Origin of the sequence: Yoonia sp. 67-2 (assembly GCF_035117555.1) — a bacterium.
Classification (GTDB): Bacteria; Pseudomonadota; Alphaproteobacteria; order Rhodobacterales; family Rhodobacteraceae; genus Yoonia.
Window position 1 is genome coordinate 601,505 of record NZ_JAYKPK010000001.1, and the last position, 21,430, is coordinate 622,934.

At 58.4% G+C, this 21,430-nt stretch carries 21 protein-coding genes; 8 read left to right on the top strand and 13 right to left on the bottom strand.

The features are described from left to right. Nucleotides 1–29 precede the first annotated feature (29 nt). Both VOY09_RS03065 and VOY09_RS03070 read right to left on the bottom strand, forming a co-directional pair. Nucleotides 30–773, bottom strand: a complete 744-nt coding sequence (locus VOY09_RS03065) for an SDR family oxidoreductase (protein WP_322892354.1) — start codon at nt 771–773, stop codon at nt 30–32. A 10-nt stretch (nt 774–783) separates the two neighbouring features. Further along, a complete protein-coding gene (locus VOY09_RS03070) occupies nt 784–2,307 on the bottom strand; it encodes an altronate dehydratase family protein (protein WP_322892353.1) in 1,524 nt (507 codons plus the stop codon). Between the two features lie 100 nt (nt 2,308–2,407). On the opposite strand from VOY09_RS03070, the gene VOY09_RS03075 reads away from it, so the two are divergent. From VOY09_RS03075 to VOY09_RS03090, 4 genes are read left to right on the top strand one after another with little or no spacing between them, the layout of a single operon-like run. Continuing rightward, the gene (locus VOY09_RS03075) at nt 2,408–3,106 is read left to right on the top strand and encodes a GntR family transcriptional regulator (protein WP_322892352.1); all 699 of its coding nucleotides are present in this window, start codon (nt 2,408–2,410) and stop codon (nt 3,104–3,106) included. A gap of 13 nt (nt 3,107–3,119) precedes the next feature. After that, on the top strand, nt 3,120–4,166 hold the full coding sequence (locus tag VOY09_RS03080) for an aldo/keto reductase (RefSeq protein WP_322892351.1): 1,047 nt from the start codon (nt 3,120–3,122) through the stop codon (nt 4,164–4,166). Beyond that, nucleotides 4,156–4,587 (top strand): RbsD/FucU family protein, encoded by a 432-nt coding sequence (locus VOY09_RS03085; RefSeq protein WP_322892350.1) that lies wholly within the window; start codon nt 4,156–4,158, stop codon nt 4,585–4,587. Before VOY09_RS03080 ends, VOY09_RS03085 begins: the two co-directional genes overlap by 11 nt. After that, nucleotides 4,584–5,408, top strand: a complete 825-nt coding sequence (locus VOY09_RS03090; protein WP_322892349.1) for an amidohydrolase family protein — start codon at nt 4,584–4,586, stop codon at nt 5,406–5,408. The genes VOY09_RS03085 and VOY09_RS03090 overlap by 4 nt, the downstream gene beginning before the upstream one ends. Nucleotides 5,409–5,984: 576 nt before the next feature. Here the strand turns inward: VOY09_RS03090 and VOY09_RS03095 are convergent. The 6 genes from VOY09_RS03095 to VOY09_RS03120 form a co-directional block, all read right to left on the bottom strand. Continuing rightward, nucleotides 5,985–6,986, bottom strand: coding sequence for an SDR family NAD(P)-dependent oxidoreductase (locus VOY09_RS03095; RefSeq protein WP_322892348.1), 1,002 nt, complete (start codon nt 6,984–6,986; stop codon nt 5,985–5,987). Then, nucleotides 6,983–8,332: a UDP-glucose/GDP-mannose dehydrogenase family protein gene (locus tag VOY09_RS03100; RefSeq protein ID WP_322892347.1), complete on the bottom strand. Its 1,350-nt coding sequence runs from the start codon at nt 8,330–8,332 to the stop codon at nt 6,983–6,985. Before VOY09_RS03100 ends, VOY09_RS03095 begins: the two co-directional genes overlap by 4 nt. 291 nt (nt 8,333–8,623) lie before the next feature. Then, nucleotides 8,624–10,219 (bottom strand): gamma-glutamyltransferase family protein, encoded by a 1,596-nt coding sequence (locus VOY09_RS03105; protein ID WP_322892346.1) that lies wholly within the window; start codon nt 10,217–10,219, stop codon nt 8,624–8,626. After that, nucleotides 10,219–11,730 (bottom strand): tripartite tricarboxylate transporter permease, encoded by a 1,512-nt coding sequence (locus VOY09_RS03110; RefSeq protein ID WP_322892345.1) that lies wholly within the window; start codon nt 11,728–11,730, stop codon nt 10,219–10,221. Before VOY09_RS03110 ends, VOY09_RS03105 begins: the two co-directional genes overlap by 1 nt. A 6-nt stretch (nt 11,731–11,736) precedes the next feature. Then, entirely contained in the window at nt 11,737–12,246 is a 510-nt protein-coding gene (locus VOY09_RS03115) for a tripartite tricarboxylate transporter TctB family protein (RefSeq protein WP_322892344.1), read from the bottom strand. Further along, the gene (locus VOY09_RS03120; RefSeq protein WP_322892343.1) at nt 12,243–13,193 is read right to left on the bottom strand and encodes a tripartite tricarboxylate transporter substrate binding protein; all 951 of its coding nucleotides are present in this window, start codon (nt 13,191–13,193) and stop codon (nt 12,243–12,245) included. Before VOY09_RS03120 ends, VOY09_RS03115 begins: the two co-directional genes overlap by 4 nt. Nucleotides 13,194–13,310: 117 nt before the next feature. Between VOY09_RS03120 and VOY09_RS03125 the strand changes: the two genes are divergently transcribed. Beyond that, entirely contained in the window at nt 13,311–14,189 is an 879-nt protein-coding gene (locus tag VOY09_RS03125; protein ID WP_322892342.1) for a LysR family transcriptional regulator, read from the top strand. Nucleotides 14,190–14,224: 35 nt separating this feature from the next. Here VOY09_RS03125 and VOY09_RS03130 read toward each other — a convergent pair whose 3' ends face one another. The 3 genes from VOY09_RS03130 to VOY09_RS03140 all read right to left on the bottom strand — a co-directional run bounded on the left by VOY09_RS03130 (nt 14,225) and on the right by VOY09_RS03140 (nt 16,460). Further along, entirely contained in the window at nt 14,225–14,770 is a 546-nt protein-coding gene (locus VOY09_RS03130) for a YaeQ family protein (RefSeq protein ID WP_322892341.1), read from the bottom strand. A 159-nt stretch (nt 14,771–14,929) separates the two neighbouring features. Continuing rightward, nucleotides 14,930–15,853, bottom strand: coding sequence for a zinc metalloprotease HtpX (gene htpX / locus VOY09_RS03135; RefSeq protein WP_322892340.1), 924 nt, complete (start codon nt 15,851–15,853; stop codon nt 14,930–14,932). 133 nt (nt 15,854–15,986) lie between these two features. After that, entirely contained in the window at nt 15,987–16,460 is a 474-nt protein-coding gene (locus VOY09_RS03140) for a DUF305 domain-containing protein (protein ID WP_322892339.1), read from the bottom strand. Nucleotides 16,461–16,801: 341 nt separating this feature from the next. On the opposite strand from VOY09_RS03140, the gene VOY09_RS03145 reads away from it, so the two are divergent. Further along, nucleotides 16,802–17,164 (top strand): DUF411 domain-containing protein, encoded by a 363-nt coding sequence (locus VOY09_RS03145; RefSeq protein WP_322892338.1) that lies wholly within the window; start codon nt 16,802–16,804, stop codon nt 17,162–17,164. 9 nt (nt 17,165–17,173) lie between these two features. Beyond that, a complete protein-coding gene (locus tag VOY09_RS03150) occupies nt 17,174–17,935 on the top strand; it encodes a glutaredoxin (RefSeq protein ID WP_322892337.1) in 762 nt (253 codons plus the stop codon). Between the two features lie 11 nt (nt 17,936–17,946). On the opposite strand, the gene VOY09_RS03155 is transcribed toward VOY09_RS03150, so the two are convergent. Together VOY09_RS03155 and VOY09_RS03160 are read right to left on the bottom strand one after the other, a co-directional pair. Then, a complete protein-coding gene (locus tag VOY09_RS03155; protein WP_322892944.1) occupies nt 17,947–19,224 on the bottom strand; it encodes a hemolysin family protein in 1,278 nt (425 codons plus the stop codon). A gap of 84 nt (nt 19,225–19,308) precedes the next feature. Beyond that, a complete protein-coding gene (locus VOY09_RS03160; protein WP_322892336.1) occupies nt 19,309–20,265 on the bottom strand; it encodes a DUF6635 family protein in 957 nt (318 codons plus the stop codon). A 223-nt stretch (nt 20,266–20,488) separates the two neighbouring features. On the opposite strand from VOY09_RS03160, the gene VOY09_RS03165 reads away from it, so the two are divergent. Next, nucleotides 20,489–21,409 carry a calcium/sodium antiporter gene (locus VOY09_RS03165; RefSeq protein ID WP_322892335.1) on the top strand — a complete coding sequence of 307 codons (921 nt, stop codon included), beginning with the start codon at nt 20,489–20,491 and terminating at the stop codon, nt 21,407–21,409. The last annotated feature ends 21 nt before the right edge of the window (nt 21,410–21,430 follow it).

The following is a 21,430-nucleotide window of genomic DNA, read 5'->3' on the forward strand; positions in this document are numbered from 1 at the left end:
CCCAAGCCTTACCTCCTCCCGCTTTGCCGTCAGATCGTCACGCCACCATCCACAAGTACCGCTTGGCCGGTCACGAAACGGCTGGCATCCGACAAAAGATGCACAATCGTCGGCGTTAGATCATCAACCGTCGCCAGACGGCCCATCGGCTGACGCGCGATGAAATCCTTTTCCGCCTGCACCGGGTCCGGTGCGGCGGCGATCCGCCCTTGCAAGGATGGCGTGTCCACCGTGCCGGGGCATAGCGCGTTGCAGCGCAGGTTCCGCGTCACGAAATCGGCGGCAATCGCCTTGGTCAGCCCGATGACTGCTGCCTTGGTTGCGCCGTAAGCGGTGCGGTTCGGGAACCCTTTCACCGATGACGCCATCGACGACATATTGAGGATCGCGGCACTGCCAGTGTTGTCAGCCTGCCGCAGCAACCCCGGCACAAAGGCGCGGCACATCCGCACCATCGACGTGACGTTCAGATCGAGCGCAAAGGCCCAGTCATCATCCGTCAGGTCCAGAATGCTGCCGTGATGCACCACACCCGCGCAATTGAACAAGCTGTCTAGGTCGGGCAGGTCATCAGCCAGCGCTTTGATCGCACCCGCGTTGGTCACGTCAAGCAGCCGGGTTTCAATGCCTTTCACGCCGTCCAGCGCCGCCAGCAGGTCCGCATTGACATCCGTCGCAATCACCCGCGCGCCTGCGGCGGCACAGGCGCGCGCACTGGCCGCCCCGATGCCCTGCCCCGCTGCCGTGATCAGTATCGTCTTGTTGTGCAACATATCTTCCATCCTACATTACCGCGCCGATCTGCCAGGGCACGAATTCGACCCCGCCAAAACCCAGCTCTTCGCTTTTCGTCTGCTCACCGGAGGCGATGCGGATGAACATCTCGAAAATCTCATGCCCCTTCTCATCCAGGCTGACACCATCGGTGATGATATCGCCGCAGTTAATGTCCATATCCTCGGACATGCGGCCATACATTTCAGAATTGGTCGCCAGCTTGATACAAGGCGTCGGCATATAGCCCGACACCGACCCGCGCCCGGTGGTGAAGGCAATCAGATTGGCGCCTGATGCGATCTGGCCAGTGACGGAACAGGGGTCAAAACCGGGGCTGTCCATAAACACGAACCCCTTGGTCGTGATCTGCTCGCCGAACAGGTAAACCTCTGCCAAGGGTGCCGCCCCGCTTTTAGCAACAGCACCCAGCGATTTTTCAAGGATCGTCGTCAGCCCACCACGTTTGTTGCCGGGGCTGGGGTTATTGTCCATCTCGCCTTGATTACGCGCGGTGTAATCTTCCCACCAATGGATGCGGTCGATCAGTTTGCGGCCCACATCCTCGGACACGGCACGCCGGGTCAGCAGATGTTCTGCGCCGTAAATTTCGGATGTTTCCGACAGGATCGTCGTGCCGCCATGCTGGACCAACAGATCCGACGCCTTGCCCAAGGCGGGGTTCGCGGTGATCCCGGAATAGCCATCCGATCCACCACATTGCATCCCCAGCATCAGTTGCGACACAGGCGCAGGCTGGCGGGTCGCCTGATTGGCCAGTTCCGCAATCCCGCGCAATTCCTCCAGACCCTTTTCAATCGTCTTGCGCGTTCCGCCTTCCTGCTGGATCGTCATATAGCGCAGCGCACCATCGGCCCGGATCGGGCGTCCGCCGACAAGGGCCGATACCTGCATCACCTCGCACCCCAGCCCGATCAACAGAATACCGCCGAAATTGGGGTGCTGGGCATAGCCGGACAAAGTGCGAAACAAAGTGGCGTAGCCTTCGTTGTCGCTGGCCATCCCACAGCCGGTGCCATGGGTGATCGGCACGATCCCGTCGATATTGGGAAATTCATCCAACAGGCCAGATTTCTCCGCCGCTTCCGCAATGAATTTCGCAACTGACCCGGAACAATTCACCGAGGTCAGAATGCCCAGATAATTGCGCGTGCCGACGCGGCCATCCGCGCGGTGATAGCCGTTGAATGTCCGCGCCTCTGCGACTGGCGCAAGCGGAACGGCCTGACTGGCATAGGCATAGTCCTGCGCGTGATCGCCCATGCCAAGGTTCTGCACATGCACATGATCGCCCGCCGCAATATCCGTCTTCGCCTGACCGATGATCTGCCCATAGCGCAGCACATTGCTGCCAGCAGCAATCGGCGCGACAGCGATCTTATGCCCTTGTTTGACCGATTGCACAGCCTTCAGCCCCGATACGTGATCAATCTCACCCGCTGCGATATCGGCCAAAGCGATGGCGACATTATCCTGTGGGTGCAGATGGATCAGTCGAGGGGTCTGGGTCATGCATCGCTCTCCTCTGGTCAACAAACGACCCTGCGCTTAAACAGAACGCTAGCTTGACTAAACACACCTGTCAACTAACATGCCAGTAAGGGAGCAATGCATGGCCGCAGAAAATCTTGTCGTGGATATCGACAGCCTTGATGGGCCTTTGGGGCAAAGGGTCTATTCTGTGCTGCGCAACGGCATCCTTGATCTGACCTTTCCGCCCGGCATGGTGTTGCGAAAAGCGGCGCTTTGCGAGCAACTCGGCGTCTCCCGATCTCCGGTGGCCGAGGCTTTGGGGAAATTATCCTCCGAAGGGCTGGTGGATATCATCCCGCAATCCGCGACCCGCGTGGCGCAACTGTCGCTGAACGAATTGCGCGAAGAGAGTTTTCTGCGCGAGGCGGTCGAGGTCGCGGCGGTCGCCAAAGTCGCGGCGGACCGGACAGAGGAGCAACTGACCCGATTGTCGCGCAATCTGCGGCTTCAGGCCTTGTTGACCGAAGACCGCGATTATCAGGGTTTTTTTGAGGCGGACGTCGATTTCCACGCCTTGATCATGGAATTCACCGGCTATCCCAAAGTTGTCGCCGCCGCGGGCCAGCTGTCGCTGCAATTGCGCCGCGCTAGGATGCTGCTGTTGCCCAAGGAAGGCCGCCCCGAAGAAACCGTGCAGGAACATCAGGCCGTGCTTGACGCGATCCGGGCGCAAGACCCCGATGCCGCGCGGCAGGTCATGTCGGCCCATCTGGGACAGCTGATCACAAGGCTGGCGCCGCTGGAACGCCAGCACCCGACCTATTTCCGCCCGACCTGATTAAGGAAAATCGATGCGACTGACCCAGACCCGCAACTTAAACGATAGAACCGCCCGCCCGATTGCCTTGACCCAATTGGGTTTCGGCGGCGCACCTTTGGGTAATCTGTATCGCAAAGTATCGGACGTGGATGCCCAGGCGACATTGCAGGCGGCCTGGGATGCGGGCATCCGCTATTTCGACACCGCCCCGCAATATGGGCTGGGCCGGTCTGAAATGCGCTTTGCTCAAGCCTTGCAGCGGTTTGAAGGCGATCTGGTGCTCTCTACGAAAGCAGGCCGGGTATTGCTGGATTGTGCCCCGGAAGAGGTCACACCAGAAGCCTTCGTCGATGTGCCGCAAAAGCGGATTGTGTTCGACTATACTTATGACGGGATCATGCGCAGTTTTGCCGACAGCATGGCCCGGCTTGGTACAGATCAGATCGACATCCTGATGCTGCATGACATCGATGCAGGCACACATGGCGTTGCCGGGGTCGAGGATAAGCTGCACGAATTGTTCAACCAAGGCGGCTATCGCGCCCTGACCGAATTACGCAGCACCGGGCGGGTCGCGGCGATTGGTGCCGGGGTAAACACATGGCAGATCTGTGAAAGGCTGCTGCAAGAGGCGGAGTTCGACTGCTTTCTGCTGGCAGGCCGCTATACACTGCTGGAACAGGACCCTTTGGACAGCTTTCTGCCGCTCTGCATCGCCAGAGATGTGGGGATCATCCTCGGCGGGCCCTATAATTCCGGCATCCTCGCCACCGGCGCAATCGAAGGCGCAAAATATAATTACGCCCCTGCCCCGGCAGATATCCGCGCCAAGGTGGATCGCATCGCCGCTGTCTGCGCCGCCCATGATACCGATCTGATCACCGCCGCCTTGCAATTTCCGTTGGCGCATCCGGCGGTCAAGACAGTCATTCCGGGTGCCGCGACACCCGATGAAGTACGCCAAAATGTCCGCATTTTTGAAACTGACGTGCCACGCGGCCTATGGTCCGATCTGAAATCCGAAGGGCTGATCCGGCAAGACGCCCCCGTCCCCATGGAGGCAATCAATGCTGCGTAACATTCCCCAGATCCTGTCACCCGACCTGCTGCACAGCCTGCGCGCGATGGGGCACGGCGATGATATCGTCATCGCCGATGCCAATTTCCCCGCGACCAGCCTCGCCCGCCGCTGTCACCGGCTCGACGGAATCAGCGCCACTGATTTGCTGGAGGCGATCCTGTCGCTGCTGCCGCTTGATACTTTCGTGCCAGACCCGGCCGTGGTGATGCAAGTGGTGGGCGATGCAGATGCGACCCCGCCGATTGTCACCGCTTTTCAAAGCATCATTCACCAACGCGCAGATCATCCCGTGACCCTGTCGGCTATCGACCGCTTTGATTTCTACACGCGGGCCAAGGAGGCCTTTGCCATCGTCCAAACCGGCGAGACGCGGCTATACGGCAATATCATCCTTAAGAAAGGCGTGATCGGCGCATGATCATCGACGCGCATCAGCATTTCTGGCAGATCGCACGCGGCGATTATGGCTGGCTGACCCCGGATCTGCCAAAGCTTTACCGCGATTTCATGCCATCCGATCTGGCACCGATTTTGCAGCGCAATGATGTGAAAGGCACTATTCTGGTGCAGGCAGCGCCCAGCTTTGCAGAAACGGAATTTCTGCTACAGATCGCAGAAAAGACGCCCTTTGTTCTGGGTGTCGTCGGCTGGGTCGATTTCACCGATCCCGATGCCCCGGCCACAATCGCCCGGCTCGCCGCGCATCCAAAACTGATCGGCTTGCGCGCCATGATACAAGACATCCGTGATGATGACTGGATGTTGCAAGACAGGCTGACACCAGCCTTCGAGGCAATGATCGCCCATGATCTGGTGTTTGACGCGTTGGTCCTGCCAAGGCATCTATCGCGCCTCAAGAGACTGGTCGCCCGGCATGCAGAGCTGCGTGTGGTGATCGACCATGCAGCCAAACCCGCCATTGCAGACCGGCAGTTCGACTCATGGGCCGCCGACATGGCCGCCTTGGCCGCGCAGGAACAGGTATGCTGCAAATTATCCGGCCTGCTGACCGAAGCTGGCGAAAACGGCAGCAAGGCAGACCTTGAACCTTACATCGCCCATTTGCTGCGTATTTTCGGCGCGGGACGTCTGATCTGGGGCAGCGACTGGCCGGTCCTGACCCTTGCCGCAAGCTATGACAGCTGGCTTGAGATCGCAAAGGCGCTGATCCCTGACGACGCGGTTCCGCACGGTATCTTTGGCGGCAATGCGGCAAAGGTTTATCGATTATTTGACTGACGCATCTGAGCCAGAAGTCCAGCCCCCGGCAATATTGAAGCCGTCCTCTCACCGTCAATCAGCACTTGCGTTTTCACCCAATTGGCCGCTCTGATCGCGTCATAATCAAATTATATTACAATCATGAAACAAATTCGTCCTGATGAGGCATAGTTTTGCTACGCACATCAAGGCTTTGATAATCTTGCTACTTATGATTGAGTGCCACGTCTTTTCTGAGCAAAAACCGTTCACAAAACGTCACCACGCAACGCCCGCCCTTTTCAGATACGGCGGATCACGTTATGTTCACGATATATTTATTATTTATAAAATTTAGAATTCTGAGGCTATCATGAGTAACGATTTTACGTGGCGCTTAGTCGAGTGCCGTAAATGTGGACATATGTTGAGGTTCGGAAAAACGCGCTGCGGGTATTGCCAGCATCCGACACCATGGCTCAACCGATATCCGGTTTATCTGCCGGTCGTCATAGTCGTCTCACTCGGCTATATTGCCTTTCACTTCGTTTAAGGTCGGCTTGACCGAGAGTGTGTGGGGTTTACCTGGGATAATGGCGCGGTTTGGCCGTTAGGTCAGTTGCGATAGTACTCCCGATACCATTTCACAAACCTAGCAACCCCGTCGCGCATATCCGTCTGCGGCGCATAGCCGGTCAGCGCCTGCAGCAACCCCGCATCGGTCCATGTTGCGAGGACATCTCCCGGCTGCATCTCCATGTTATTGCGGGTTGCAATCTTGCCGGTGGCCGCTTCAATCGCGGTGATGAAATCGTCCAGCCGCACCTTGGTGGAATTGCCGATATTGACCACCCGGTAGGGAGCGACGGGTGACAGGCTGTCACCGGCATGGGGGCCGCCCTGCCCCGGCACGGCGTCGAACAACAGCCGGATCGCGCGCACCAGATCATCGACATAGGTGAAATCACGCCACATATCGCCGTGGTTATAAACATCGATCGGATCACCGTTCAGGATCGCCTTGGTGAATTTGAACAATGCCATATCGGGCCGCCCCCATGGCCCATAGACCGTGAAGAACCGGAACATCGTGATGGGCAGGTCGTGGATATGCGCCCATGAATGCGCCATCGCCTCATTCGCCTTTTTGGTCGCGGCGTAGAACGACATTTGCGTGTCAGCCTTGTGCGTTTCCGCATAAGGCATCTCGATATTGGCACCATAGACCGAAGAGGTCGAAGCCATCAGCAGATGCGCGGGCCGCACAGCCAAAGCCGCCTGCATCAGGTTGAAGGTTCCGATGATATTGGCGTCGATATAGGCGCGCGGATTGTCGATGGAATAACGCACGCCCGCTTGGGCTGCCAGATGGACGATGATATCGGGCTGCGCGGCGGCGACGGCCTGCGTCAGGGTATCAGCTTCTTCCAGCAGCGCCTCTGTCGCGGTGAAACCTGCATGCTGGCCCAGCAAAGCGTGCCGCTTTTGCTTGAGCGTCACATCGTAATAATCCGACATCCCGTCATAACCGGCGACCTGCCAGCCTTCCTGCAACAGCAATTCGGCAAGATGGAAGCCGATGAAACCAGCCGTCCCTGTGATGAAGGCGCGTTTCATTCAGCGGCACTGCGACTGGCGCTACTGTCGGTCAGAGGCTGCGCCCGCCCGACCCCGTCATAATCGACAAAGCCAGCCGCCAGCACATCATCGCGGTCATAGATATTGCGCAGATCGGCCATCCGCGCATTGGTCATGCCATCGGCCAGACGTTTCAGGTCCAGCGCGCGGAACTGGTTCCATTCGGTCAGGATCAGCAGGCAATCAGCGCCCTGCGCGGCCTCATAAGGATCAACCGCCCATGTCACGCCGGGCAAGAGCGCCTCGCCTTCCTTGCGGCCATGCGGATCGACCACGCGGACCTTCGCGCCGCCACCGACCAGCGCGGGGATGACAGTCAGGGATGGCGCGTCACGCATGTCATCGGTCTCGGGCTTGAAGGTCACGCCGAGCACCGCGATTACCTTACCATTGACCGACCCACCGCAGATATCCATGACCTTGTCGATCATCCGCCGCTTGGTCAGGTCATTCACCGCGATCACGGTTTCGGTGATCCGCTGCGGCACACCATGTTCCTGCCCGATCCGCGCGAGGGCGCTGGTATCCTTGGGAAAGCACGACCCGCCATAGCCCGGCCCGGCATGCAGGAATTTATTGCCGATGCGCCCGTCAAGGCCCATGCCCTTGGCCACCGATTTCACATCCGCGCCCACCCTTTCGCAAAGGGCGGCGATCTCATTGATGAAACTGATCTTGGTCGCGAGAAAGGCATTGGCGGCATATTTGATCATTTCCGCCGATTCCAGATCCGTAAAGACGATCGGAAAATCGCGCAGGAATAGCGGGCGATAGACATCGCCCAGCACCTGCTGCGCGCGGTCACTTTCGACGCCGACAACGACGCGGTCAGGCTTCATGAAATCGTCAATCGCCGCCCCTTCGCGCAGGAATTCGGGGTTGGAGGCGACGTCGAATTCCGCATCAGGCCGGGTTTGGCGGATCACATCCGCGACCTTGCGATTGGTGCCGACAGGCACGGTCGATTTGGTGACAACGACTGCATAGCCCGTCAGGGCGCGCGCGATATCGGCAGCGGCGGCCATCACATAGGTCAGATCGGCATGACCATCACCGCGCCGGGTCGGTGTGCCGACCGCGATGAACACGGCATCCGCACCATCCACAGCGGCGGCAAGATCGGTGGTGAACGTCAGCCGCCCGGCTGCGACATTGCGCGCCAGCACGGCATCGAGGCCCGGTTCATAGATCGGAACCTCGCCGCGTTCCAGCATCGCAACCTTTGCGGGCAACTTATCCACGCAAACCACATCGTGACCAAAGTCAGAGAAACACACCCCTGAAACAAGGCCGACATAGCCCGTGCCAATCATTGCTATTTTCATAAACTCGAGACCTTTAACATTACAGGCGCAGGTGGCAGAAAACTGTCACCAACGCGGACTATTTACCATATCGGACCGCAGCCGTATTTACCCTTCAGCGCCTTGATCACGCGCCATAAGGGTATCATGTTGTTCCATCTTAAGTTTGAGAAAACGTCAAGCCAGGGATATTTTTTGAAACGCCGTTTGAGGATCCGCAATGATGTATCGCGGATATTATCCTCTAACGCCATCAGAATGCGGCGAACTGGTGAACCCCATAGCGTGCAGGTTCCCTTACAGTGATTTAGATCAAAAGCCGCCCGCCTGACCGTCTTTGCGCGGGTCAGAGCCCGCCGCATAGCCGCCAGCATCACGTTTCTCGATCAGCTGCGCACCGCCAAAGCCAAAAGCGCTGTCCGGTGTTTCCACCGAAATCTCATGCCCCAGCGCGGCAAGTTCAGCGCGCGTGGTCTCGGACAGGGCGGATTCGCAGGCCACTTTTCTGCCCTCAATGAACCGCCAGCGTGGCGCGTCGATGGCCGTTTGCACGTCTTGATCCCAGACGTGCGTGCGCATCACCATCTGCACATGGCCTTGCGCCTGCATCGGGCCGCCCATGACGCCAAAGCTCATCTTGGGTTTGCCGCCTTGCATGAGGAAACCGGGGATGATGGTCTGGAACGGGCGTTTGCGCGGGCCAACCTCATTCGGATGGCCGGGTTCCAGAGTAAACCCAGCACCACGGTTTTGCAGGCTGATCCCGGTGCCAGGCACGACAACGCCCGATCCGAAACCGGAATAATTCGACTGGATGAACGACACCATCATGCCCGACGCATCCGCCGTGGTCAGATAAACCGTCCCGCCGGTCTTAGGCGCGCCGGGGCCGTAATTCTGGGCGTGGTCACGCGACACCAGCTTGGCGCGGCCTTTCAGATAATCAGGGTTGATCAGGTCCTCTGGCGTGACTTTGGTCATATATTTCGCATCGGCGACAAATTTATGCAGATCGGCAAAGGCCAGCTTGATCGCCTCGATCTGCAAATGCAACGCCATCGGATCATCGGCCTGAAGCTCCGCCAGATCAAGATGTTCCAGAATGCCAAGCGCCATGAGTGCGGCGATCCCCTGCCCGTTTGGCGGGATTTCATGCAAGGTCACGTCACGGTAATCAGTTGCAATCGTCCCGCACCATTCGGGCTGATGCGCGGCCAGATCAGCCACGGTCAGGGTCGCGCCATTGGCTCGGGCATCAGCGGCGATTTTCTCGGCCAAGGTGCCTTCGTAGAAATCACGCCCGCCGCTTTCGGCGATCCGCTGCAGCGTATTTGCCATATCCGCACTGCGGAACCTTTCACCGGCCTTGGGCACCTGCCCGCCCGGCATGAACATATCCGCAAAGCCCGGCTGACCCGACAACACCTCTGCACCGCGCTGCCACAATGTGCCGATCACCGGCGATACGGTAAATCCGCTTTCGGCATAATTGATCGCGGGCGCAAGGACCGTCGGCAGGTCCAGCTTGCCGAAACGGCGGGTCAGTTCCGCCCAGGCACTGACGGCACCGGGCACCGTGACGCTGCCCCAGCCGCGATAGGGGACCTCTGTCTGACCACGAAAGTAATCAGGCGTCCAGGCTTCGGGCGATGCGCCGGATGCGTTCAGACCGCGCAATTCCTTGCCATCCCACAGGATACAATAGGCATCACTGCCCAACCCGTTGCCGGTAGGTTCCACAACCGTCAACGTGGCCGCCGCCGCAATCGCCGCATCAACAGCATTGCCGCCGCGCGCCATCATTGCCAGCGCTGCCTGCGTCGCCAACGGATGAGAGGTGGCCGCCACATTCTCGGCAAGCACCGGGGAACGGCGGGACGGGTAAAGCGCATCATGGCGAAGAGGCATCAGGTAACATCCTTAACTTGTGTATTTTTACGTCTGTCTTTCAAAATCCCGCGGATGGCCCAGGCGATGGACAGCAACGCGGCAACAAGAAACACAAGGCTGACAGGGCGGGTCAGAAACAGTGACCAATCATTTTCGGTCATCAAAGCACGGCGCAGATTGGTTTCAGCAATCGGGCCAAGGATCACGGCCAGCACCAATGGAGCGAGCGGATAATCCAGCGCCTTCATCGCATAACCAAAAATCCCGATGGCGATAAGAAGCGACAGATCACTGACCCGGTTGTTCAGGGCGAATGTACCCACGATGCAGCAGACCAGCACAGTCGGCACGATCACCCATTTGGGCACCTCGGCGACACGCAGAAAAGCACGCATCGACACGACACAGATAAACAGCATCATCAGGCTGGACACAGCCATGGCGATGAACATGCCATAGACAAGGTCCGGGTTATCCATGATCAACCGTGGCCCGATGGAAATGCCATGCACCATCAGGGCGGCCAGCAGGATCGCATCTACCGCAGACCCCGGAATCCCGAGAGAGATCATCGGAATAAGCCCGCCACCAGCAGTAGCCGAATTGCCCGATTCCGAGGCGACGACGCCTTCGGGATTGCCTTGGCCGAAACTTTCCGGCGTTTTCGACGCGCGCTTGGCCTGATCATAGGCAATCAGGTTGGCGATCGACCCGCCCGCCCCCGGCAGCGCACCAATCGCCACGCCGATCATCGAGGACCGGATCAGGTTGACAGGCCCAGCCAACACTTCGCGCATCACGGCGAAATTGTTGAACTTGATCTCGCCCTTCACCAGCTTTTCGCCGCTATGGATCGTCTTGGGGTCTTCGACTTCGCTGGCAAGTTGCGAAATTGCATAAATCCCGATCAGCACGATCAGAAACGGCAGGCCAGCGCGCAAGGCGTCGATCCCCATGTCAAACCGTGGGCGTCCCATCATCGGGTCCGTGCCAATGGTGGCAATCGCCAGACCGATCAAACCCGAAATCAAACCGCGTTGCAGCGAATGGCCCACAAGGCTCGCCACAATCGTCAGCGCGAATACGATCAGGCTGAAATATTCCCACGGCCCCAACCTGACCGCAAAAACCGCCAGCGGCGGTGCTGCAACAATCAGCACCAGTGTCGAAATGACAGTCCCAAAGAATGACGCCCAGACACCCAAGGCCAACGCCCGCCCCGGTTCGCCCTTGCGGGCCATGGGATAGGCGTCGAATGTCGTGGCAAGCGCCGATGGCGTGCCCGGAATACCCAGCAAGGCGGCGGATATCAGACCACCCGTATAGCCGCCCACATAGACCGCCAGCATGACCGACACGCCCTGCAACGGCGGCAAGGCAAAGGTCAGCGGCAGCGTCAGCACAATGGCCATGGTGACGGTAAAGCCGGGAATGGCCGCAGCGACGATCCCGGCAATGGCGCCGAAGAACATCATGATCAAGGTCGAGAAAGACAGCACCTCAGAGGCGCCAAGAAGAAACGCGTCCATAGAATGTTACCTTCCTCTGGGCAAAAAGACGTTGAAGACTTCGGCGAAAAGCCAGTTCAGCCCGAATGAAAAGATCAGCGACAGGATCACGCAAAGCACCACTGCTTTTTTGGTCCTGGGCGATAATGTCAGCAAGAAGACGAGCAGGAAAACCAGTGTCGCGATGGGATAGCCGATGATCGGCATCGCCGTGATATAGATGATCAGGAACGCGAACATCAGCAGCACAAGGTACCGGGTTCTGGCCCATAAAACGACCTGCGACGCAAAGCGGGGATAAGCCTCGGCCGGGATCTGGCGAACTGACCCGACAATGGCGCTGACCAGCAGCAGGCTCAAAAGCACATGCACCAGCATGGGGAATGCGCCTGCACCCAATGCCTCGAACCGCGATGTCGGGATGCTCAGCGCCTCAATGAACATGCCGATGGATGCCGCCAGCAGCGCGACATAGGACAGAAGGCGCGCGATCTCGCCCGCCTCCTGCGTCAGAACCTGATCACGATTGTCGTTCAAGGCGCGATAACCTCGGCCAGACGCTCAACAGTGTCGCTCAGATTGCTAAGATATGCGGTGTAATCTTCACGACCACGGAACATGACGTCAGCACCTGAATTGTTGATCTGCTCGATAAAGGTTTCATCCATCGCCAATTGTTCCAGCGCAGCCTCTAGTGTCACCTGCACATCCTCCGGCACGCCCTTGGGCACGACAATGCCACGTGTGATCAACAGATCCAGATCAGCGCCCATTTCCAGAAAGGTCGGCACATCGGGTGTTTGTGCAATCCGCTCTTCCGTCCCGGAGGCAAGGAACAGCAGATCACCGTTTTCCGCGAATGAAAGCGACGAAGAAATATCGCCGATGGCCACATCAAGATTGCCACCCACAACAGCGCGGATACGTTCACCCGTGCCTTCATAGCCGACATAGCGCCATTCAAAATCAAACGCCTCGGCGATCATGGCAGCATGCAGATGCGGCACACCGCCCAAAGTCACACCGACGGTCAGCGCATTGGGATTTTCCTGCGCATAGGCGACCATTCCTTCAAAATCGTCAAACGGCTGGTCGGTGGCCGCCACAAGATATTGCGGTGACGCTGTCATCAGCGCGATCAGGTCGAAATCATCCCATGCCAGATCCGTCATCCCGACCGCAGTCGCGGTCAAAAGCCCCTCATGCACCTGGCTGATCGTATAGCCATCTGCGGGGCGGCGCACCGCCTCGGCCAGACCGACCGTGCCACCAACGCCGCCAATGTTGATCACCGGCATTTCGGCGCCAAGATATTCAGAAATGTTATTCGCAATGATCCGCATCAGGATGTCGCTGCCGCCACCGGGGGCCCAGGGCACGATGAATTCAACCGGCCGTGTCGGATAATCCTGTGCAAATACGGGCTGCACCATCATCGCCGCTGCCAGTCCGGCGCCCGCGATAGTCCGTGTGAATTTCGTCATGGGTGTCTCCTTGTTGGTTGCCTTAAATATTGGCCTTCCCCTTGGCTACAAAGAAAGCAAAGGCGCATAAAGCGATTTTATTTGATGTTTAGATAAAGCTTTGCTTAATCTACACCCATGGATATACGTCAACTTCAGACAATCATCGCCGTTGCCGACACTGGCAGCCTTGTCACGGCAGCCGGTGTTGTGAACCTCACACCATCGGCAGTAAGCCAGCAAATTCAATCACTTGAGGGGGAACTTGGTGTAGACCTATTCGACCGCAAGAAACGCCCTTTACAACTGAATGCCAAGGGCGAGGAATTCCTGCGCGCGGCCCGTGACATCGTGCAGACAATGACCGAAACCAGAATGATCATTTCTGGCGGCCGCACCGCCGGTATGCTTACTTTCGGGGCGATCCGCACGGTTTCTACGCATCTTGTGTCCGAAGCCTTCGTCCGGATGCGGGCAAGCTATCCTGACCTGACCTTTCAGATGAATGTCGGCATGTCCGAACGGCTATTGTCCAATGTGGCAGCAGGAAGGTTGGATGCCGCCCTTGTCGCGGAACACGTCGGGGTTCCTGCGGGTCTTGTCTGGCGGCCAGTCCTGACAGAACCGCTGGTCATGATCGCCCCTGCCGGGAATGAAGGCCGGTCCGAAGTCTGGCTTTTGCGCAATCTGCCCTTTATCCGCTATGCGACCAGCGTGCCGCTTGCCCGTCAGATCGAAACCGAGCTGTCGCGCATGTCGGTGACGCCACGCGAAATTGCTGTCACCAATACCATGCCTGCGGTCGTCGGCATGGTGCAGGCCGGGCTTGGCGTGGCGATCGTGCCGCAAATCGCCATCTACAACGTCAGCCCGCAGTCGCTGTACTGGCAGCCCTTCTGCGACGGCGCGATCACACGTTGCGTTGGGCTTGTGCAGCGGCAGGTGTCGTCCCGCTCAAAGGTATTGGCGCAGCTGTATCAAGTGCTTGTGGATCACGTTGAAACCAGCGCGCCGTAGTTTCGGCACTGCTGTACTGATCAGCGAAGCCTGACTTAAGCTATGCTTTTCCACTTCACCGGGGTCACGTTGACAATATGATCACCCACATTGACCATCAGATCGCCGTCCTGGATATTGATCTGAAGCTTCATTGACCGGTTTGCCAGTGCGGCCAGTCTGGCCGTGTCATCCTCGGAAAAATTGGTGACTTCAAGATTATCGAACCGGGTCGTGCTGTTCTTGACCTTGTCCCACCACATATCGGCGGTCCTGCCGCCATAAGGGTAGATGAACACCTTATCCGCCTTGCCACAGGACTGACGTATCACCTTTTCGCTGGGCAACCCGAGAGCAACCCAGACGTCAAGTTCGCCGCTCAGGCTTTTCTGCCAGATGTCCGGTTCATCATCGGTCGACAGGCCCTTTGTCATTTCCAGATGCTCATGCGCATTGAGCGCAAAAGCCAAAATCCGTACCATCAGCCGTTCATCGGTCTCTGACGGGTGTTTGGCAACGGTCAGCTTATGGGTCTCATAATAATGCCGATCCATGTCAGAGACTGACAATTCAACTTTATAAATAGTGGCATTTTGCGCCATGACGTGTCCTAAATCTTCAATGATTGGGATGCGTACTGCGTCTGGTCACGTAGTGAAAGCAGATAACCATCGGCGACTGCCACCACGCGCGCCTTTTGCTTTATCCGTCACATTGCGGATGACGATTTCAGCGTCACGCTAAAACCGTCAGACGTCATTTCAGGACCAGGGGCCCCCGCGTCCGCGATTGCGTGTCGTGGGAACACCGCTTCTGACAAAAGGCTCTGCCGCGACCTGCGATGCGCCCTTGGTTTGCCCCGCCATCGCGCGCAATGCGGCAATTCGGTTCTCGGTCGCGGGATGGGTCGCGAACAGGTTGTCGTGTTTATGCGCATGCAGCGGATTGATGATGAACATATGCGCCGTCGCCGGGTTGCGCTCTGCCGCGTGATTGTCGATCTGCGCCGCACCCACGGCGATTTTTTCCAACGCCGATGCGAGCCAGAGCGGGTTGCCACAAATTTCCGCACCGGCCTTATCGGCGGCATATTCCCGTGTCCGGCTGATCGCCATCTGCACCAGCGCTGCGGCGAAAGGTGCAAGGAACATCAAGGCCAATGTGCCGATCATCCCGAGCCGTTCACGCGAACCGCCAAAAAACATGGCAAAATTGGCCAACATCGAAATTGCACCGGCGAAGGTGGCCGTCACTGTCATGATCGCCGTATCGTGGTTGCGGATATGGGCCAGTTCATGCGCGATGACGCCCGTCAGTTCCTCGCGACTGAGGCTGCGCATCAGGCCGGTCGTCACCGCAACGGCTGCATTCGCCGGGTTGCGCCCGGTTGCAAAGGCATTGGGTTGCGGCGTGTCGATCAGATACACTTTGGGCTCCGGCAGGCCCGCGTTGCGTGCAAGATCGGCAGTCATGGCATGCAGGCCAAGACGGTCACCCCGGATGACAGGCTGGGCATTATGCATCCGCAGGATCATCCGATCCGAGTTCCACCAGGTATAGACATTCATCGCGGCGGCAACGACCACTGCGATCAGCGCGCCCCCGGCTCCGCCCAGCAGGTAGCCAATGCCCATGAACAGCGCGGTCATCGCCGCCATCAATATCGCTGTCTTCACATAACCCATCTTTGTCTCCGAAAAGTTGTCACTGTGACACGCGGTAGATATGGGTAAGCGACTGGACGCGTGCAAGCACGTCCAGCACGCAGCGGTCATGACAGGTTAGCAGGCAGCAAGAACGGCTTTAACCAGCACCAGTTCAGTTGGCGTTTTCAGCCAACCAATTGCTCATTTCTTCCATCTCTGCGACCTGTGCCGCGATAATTGCTTCGGCAAGCGCCAGCATTTGCGGGTCCTGACCATGGTCAATCAGCACTTCGGCCATGTCGATGGCGCCCTGATGGTGGGCAATCATCCCGCAGGCGAAGGCGATGTCGGCATCTTCATTCATCATCCCGTCATGCATGGCGGGCATGGAGATCATCATCCGGCGCATGTTTTCCTGCACGTGCTCTGGCATGGCCGCAAGATCGACCCCGTCCATATCCATCATGCCACCATCCGTTTCGGCATCCATGCTGCCATGCCCCATCGCAGAATGGTCCATATCGCCCATCGCGGTCTCAACATTGCATTGTTCGGGAAGCTGGAACTCTGCCTCTTGCGCGGCGGCAGAGAATGACAGCGCAAGCGTCGTTGCCGCCGCTGTGAGGATTGTCTTTGTATATGTCATTGTGGTTCTCCTGATTTTCTATCTGTCTGGGCGCGTCCACCGCGCCTTGTCGTTTCAACATCGAACAGCATGCCCCCCGATAGGCGACAACATCGCTAGGGAGATATGGGGATTCCAGCTACTGGAAGGTCAAGCGCCGCCGCGAAGATTTATTTTGTGGCGCGGACTTGACCTTCCTGCCGCTGGAATCCCCATGTCTTGTTCCAAGGGTCTTTGGGACCAAAACTTGGCACAAGAAGGATTTGAATATGATGGATCGACGGATATTCTTGGCATCGATGGTAGGAACCATGGCTTCTGCCTCCGCTGTGATGGCTGCCTCGCCCCAAGGGAGAACCGATATGATAGAGGTTGTCCGGTCACCCGATTGTGGCTGTTGCGGTGCATGGATCACCCATCTGCAAGAGCATGGCTTCAGCGTCGCGGAGGTGTTGTCCGACGACATGACCGCCGTAAAAGATCGTCACGCCGTCCCGGCACAGCTGAGATCCTGTCACACCGGCGTTATCGACAGCTACGTGATTGAAGGGCATGTGCCGGCGCAGGATATCCAAAGACTGCTTGAGGAACGCCCGCAGGCAGACGGGCTTGCCGTGCCCGGCATGCCCATTGGTTCACCGGGGATGGAAATGGGGGATCGGACTGACACTTATGACGTTGTTCTGTGGTCAGGGTCCGAGACACAGATTTTTTCGACATATTGAGGGAACGCAATGGCACAGACACCACAGAGAACGGCCAGCCTTCACCGGATGGTCACGCCCGAGCATACCTGCCCCTACGGGCTCAAATCGCTGGATCTGCTGAAACGGCATGGTTACATCGTCGAGGATCATCATCTTGAAACGCGCGAACAAACCGATGCGTTCAAGGAAAAACACGATGTGAAAACCACCCCACAAACCTTTATCGACGGGCAGCGGATCGGCGGCTATGACGATCTGCTGGCACATTTTGGCAAGGACTTGCCGGATGCGGATGCAACCACCTATACGCCGGTCATCGCGCTTTTCGCGATGGCTGCGGCGATGGCTGGGGCCACAAGCTGGGCTTTTTCCGGGCAGGTCATCACCATCCTCGCCGCCGAATGGTTCATCGCCATCGCCATGTGCCTGCTGGCCTTGCAAAAGCTCAAGGATATCGAAAGCTTTTCGACGATGTTCCTGAACTATGACCTTCTGGCGCAACGCTGGGTACGATACGGCTACATCTACCCATTTGCAGAAGGGCTTGCCGGTGTTCTGATGATCGCGGGTGCGTTGATGTGGCTGTCAATTCCCGTCGCCCTGTTTATCGGCACGATTGGCGCGGTCTCGGTTTTCAAGGCCGTCTACATTGACAAGCGCGAGCTGAAATGTGCCTGCGTCGGCGGCGATAGCAACGTTCCTTTGGGGTTCGTTTCCCTGACCGAGAACCTGATGATGATCGGCATGGCCGTATGGATGCTGATAAAAATCGGGACTCTCGGCCATTGATTATCGCGAAATCACCCTGCCCGCGCGACCAGAAGCTTGTCGATCCGCCGCCCATCAAGATCGACAACTTCGATAGTCCAGCCTTGAAGGGTCAGCACCTGACCAACCTCGGGCAGATGCCCGATTTCTTCGAGAACAAGCCCCGCAACCGTCTCAAAATCGCGATCTGGCCCGATATCGAGTGACAGCATTTCGGCAAATTCATCCACCGGCATCCAGCCAGCGACCAGATAGGATCCGTCGGCGCGGGTGACCACCTTTGGCTCATCTGTCACGTGATCAGGGAATTCGCCTGCGATGGCCGTCAACACATCCATCGGTGTAATGATCCCCTCAAAATGCCCGTATTCGTCATAGACCAGCACCATATGCGCGGGGGCGGTGCGCAGACGGTCCACCACCTCCAGCGCGCTTTTGCCGTCGCGGACAACCGGGGCTTCGCGCAACAAGGCACGCAGATCGAAAGGTTCGTTCATCAGGGCGGGGGCAAGAATATCGCGCGTCGTCAGCACGCCGATGATATTGTCGACCTCACCGTCCCAGACCGGCACGCGCGACCTGCTCAGATCATGTAGCCGCTGCAGCAATGCGGTCTGATCAATATTGGCATCCAAGGTCTCGACCTCATTGCGTGGGGTCATCAGGCCCCGCGCGGTGCGGTCGGCCACGCGCATCACGCCAGCGATCATCTGGCTTTCGGCACGGTTCATCGCGCCAGAGCTTTCCGCCTCGGCAATGATCAGGCGGACTTCTTCGTCGCTGACACCGCGGGATTGTTCGCCCGATTGCCCCAGCAACCGCAGAACCAGTTTGCCCGAACGGTCAAGCACCCAGATCAGCGGGGCCGCGACCCGTGCAATGATCCGCATCATCGGGGCCATCCGCGCGGCTACCTGTTCTGGCGCACGCAAAGCGATCTGTTTGGGCACAAGTTCGCCGACGATCAAGGACAGATAGGTGATCGCCACCACAACCGAGCCCACGCCCAATGGCTGCGCCAAACCGACGGGCATCCCCGCCTCAGCAAAGGTCGCGGCCAGACGTGCGCCCAATGTCGCGCCCGAAAACGCCCCGGCGAGGATACCGACCAGCGTAATGCCAATCTGGACGCTGGACAGAAACCGGCCCGGGTCTTCGGCCAGCCTGATCGCCGTTGCCGCACCCTTGCTGCCTTTATCCGCCAGCATCTTGAGCCTTGCTGGCCGGGCCGACACGATGGCCAGTTCCGACATGGCCAGAAGCCCGTTGATCAGGGTGAGCGTGACTACAATCGCGATTTCGAAATACATTTTTTCCCGTTCTTGCCGGATCATCCGGCTGTTGCTGTCATAAGAGTGTATTGTGTTGCACTGGCCGGGGCCATGGCAAGCCTGTCAGGGCCTGAAAACCCGCAACAGGCTGGCGATCGCATCCCAGATATCCAGCACCCGCGCATAAAGATGTTCGCGCGCGACGAAAGGCTTGCTGCCGCTGGCGGTCAGTTCAACCTCCAGCGTGTCGATCAGGCGCAGCAGGCGGCGGCGGTGGATACCAAGGCGGCTTTGCACCGGATCGGCAAGGATGCCTGCAAAGGCCGCGAAGATCGATCCGATCATGATCAGCACGGCCACTGTTAACCCGACCAGCACGGGCGATGCGCCGGGGCGGAACATGCCGTACCAGACACCACCCAGGCTTTCGCCCAAAGGAAACTGGGTGACCGCAGTCGTCCAGGCCAGCGCATCGGCCACGCCGGGCGCCATCGAGATCATGCCGGGTGTCAGCGCATTGAAGACCAAAGCACCCACCGCGATCGTGCACAAAGCCGTCGTCATGTCTGCCACGGCCGAGCGTGTGCTGGCGTAATCGGCCAAGGCTGTTGCAATGCGCTGACCAACCGCCGCCGCCGCCGCCGGATCGGGCCGCTGACGGATCATTTCGCGAAACTGCGGTGCGGCCAGAACGGCCCGCGCCAATGCAGATGGATCCCGTGCGGCAGCATCTGCATCCAACGGCAGGCCCAACAGATCGGTGACAATCAACGCCTCGACCCGCCGCGCAACAGCGGTGCGCAGCAAGGTGCGCCGCCGCGCGAACCACTGGCCGATGCGGCGAAACCCCAGACGCCGAAAAATATAGGCCATCAGCCGCGTCAGTAGAAATATTGGAGCGAGCATCACATTCAAAGGTGCGCGCAGAATATCCCACCCACAGGCCGAGGCATGCAGCCAGAACGTCCCCGGCCAGGTGAAATAACGGCCAACAAAGCCGTCGACCTGATGGCGCAAGCCCGTGAAATATGCATGTGGAACTGCCGCATTGCGCGGTCGGCTATGTGATGATGAGACCATGATGGGTGCCCATCATCTCCTGTTGTTTATTGCCGGACACAAAGGCGTGCGGCTGACCCAGTATGCATGTCGTAGCGCCCGCCAGTGACTGCAAGATCCTACATTAAATCTTTTTAAGATGTGGCTGCAAAAATATTATTTTTCCAGACGGCTTGCACAGTCTCGGACCAATGCACAAATCCGGGATTGATGGGCAGATCATCTGCCAAGAAGGACCTCTCCGTTGGATTATATTTATGTTGTCGCCGGTCTGATCGGCTTGTTTTTTGGTGGTGAGGCGCTGGTGCGCGGCAGTGTCGGCATCGCCCGCCGGCTTGCGATCCCGCCTTTGCTGATTGGTCTGACAGTCGTTGGTTTCGGCACATCGACGCCCGAACTGCTGGTTTCTGTCGATGCCGCGTTGCGCGGTGTGCCGGATATTGCGCTGGGCAATATCATCGGCTCGAACATCGCGAATATCCTGCTCATTGTGGGTCTGACGGCACTGGTCTGGCCGATCACCGTCATGGGCGCGACATTGCGGCGTGACACGTTGGTGATGATTGCCGCGGCTCTGGCGCTGGTGCCGATCTTTGCGCTGGGGCAGATGGGACAGCTGTCCGGTGTTATTCTGGTGGCAGGTCTGATCGGATATCTGATCTGGGCCTATCGCACGCCCGACGATGCTGAGGCCGAAGATGCTGACCTGCCCGCGCCTGCGTCAACCTTGGTTTCTGCGCTCTGGGTCATTGGCGGTCTGGTCGTGCTGATGGTAGGCGCGCGGTTCCTGGTTGATGGCTCCGTCTCCATCGCTCGCGGCTATGGCATTTCAGAGGCCTTTATCGGCCTGACGATTGTGGCAGTCGGTACGTCGCTGCCAGAACTCGCGACATCCCTGATCGCGGCTTTCCGTCGCCAGTCCGAGATTGCGATCGGCAATATCGTTGGTTCCAACATCTTCAACGTGCTGGGTATTCTGGGCATCACCGCTGTCATCGCGCCGATCCCGGTTGCAGGCCGGTTCCTGAGCTTTGATCTGCCGGTGATGATCGCCGTGTCGCTGGTGCTGACAGCGCTGTTGCTGACCCGCCCCAAGATCGGCCGCTGGATGGGTGTCGCCATGCTGGCAGGCTATGTGATCTATGTCTGGGCAGCGCAGGGGTGATCCTGCGCAGCGCATCATCGT

Bases quoted from the DNA above. Each gene is read 5' to 3' on its own strand.
- VOY09_RS03070 (WP_322892353.1), bottom strand. From the start codon at position 2,307: ATGACCCAGACCCCTCGACTGATCCATCTGCACCCACAGGATAATGTC.
- VOY09_RS03145 (WP_322892338.1), top strand. From the start codon at position 16,802: ATGATAGAGGTTGTCCGGTCACCCGATTGTGGCTGTTGCGGTGCATGG.
- VOY09_RS03130 (WP_322892341.1), bottom strand. From the start codon at position 14,770: ATGGCGCAAAATGCCACTATTTATAAAGTTGAATTGTCAGTCTCTGAC.
- VOY09_RS03150 (WP_322892337.1), top strand. From the start codon at position 17,174: ATGGCACAGACACCACAGAGAACGGCCAGCCTTCACCGGATGGTCACG.
- VOY09_RS03140 (WP_322892339.1), bottom strand. From the start codon at position 16,460: ATGACATATACAAAGACAATCCTCACAGCGGCGGCAACGACGCTTGCG.
- VOY09_RS03065 (WP_322892354.1), bottom strand. From the start codon at position 773: ATGTTGCACAACAAGACGATACTGATCACGGCAGCGGGGCAGGGCATC.
- VOY09_RS03105 (WP_322892346.1), bottom strand. From the start codon at position 10,219: ATGCCTCTTCGCCATGATGCGCTTTACCCGTCCCGCCGTTCCCCGGTG.
- htpX (WP_322892340.1), bottom strand. From the start codon at position 15,853: ATGGGTTATGTGAAGACAGCGATATTGATGGCGGCGATGACCGCGCTG.
- VOY09_RS03080 (WP_322892351.1), top strand. From the start codon at position 3,120: ATGCGACTGACCCAGACCCGCAACTTAAACGATAGAACCGCCCGCCCG.
- VOY09_RS03095 (WP_322892348.1), bottom strand. From the start codon at position 6,986: ATGAAACGCGCCTTCATCACAGGGACGGCTGGTTTCATCGGCTTCCAT.
- VOY09_RS03110 (WP_322892345.1), bottom strand. From the start codon at position 11,730: ATGGACGCGTTTCTTCTTGGCGCCTCTGAGGTGCTGTCTTTCTCGACC.
- VOY09_RS03090 (WP_322892349.1), top strand. From the start codon at position 4,584: ATGATCATCGACGCGCATCAGCATTTCTGGCAGATCGCACGCGGCGAT.
- VOY09_RS03075 (WP_322892352.1), top strand. From the start codon at position 2,408: ATGGCCGCAGAAAATCTTGTCGTGGATATCGACAGCCTTGATGGGCCT.
- VOY09_RS03120 (WP_322892343.1), bottom strand. From the start codon at position 13,193: ATGACGAAATTCACACGGACTATCGCGGGCGCCGGACTGGCAGCGGCG.
- VOY09_RS03100 (WP_322892347.1), bottom strand. From the start codon at position 8,332: ATGAAAATAGCAATGATTGGCACGGGCTATGTCGGCCTTGTTTCAGGG.
- VOY09_RS03085 (WP_322892350.1), top strand. From the start codon at position 4,156: ATGCTGCGTAACATTCCCCAGATCCTGTCACCCGACCTGCTGCACAGC.
- VOY09_RS03155 (WP_322892944.1), bottom strand. From the start codon at position 19,224: ATGTATTTCGAAATCGCGATTGTAGTCACGCTCACCCTGATCAACGGG.
- VOY09_RS03160 (WP_322892336.1), bottom strand. From the start codon at position 20,265: ATGGTCTCATCATCACATAGCCGACCGCGCAATGCGGCAGTTCCACAT.
- VOY09_RS03125 (WP_322892342.1), top strand. From the start codon at position 13,311: ATGGATATACGTCAACTTCAGACAATCATCGCCGTTGCCGACACTGGC.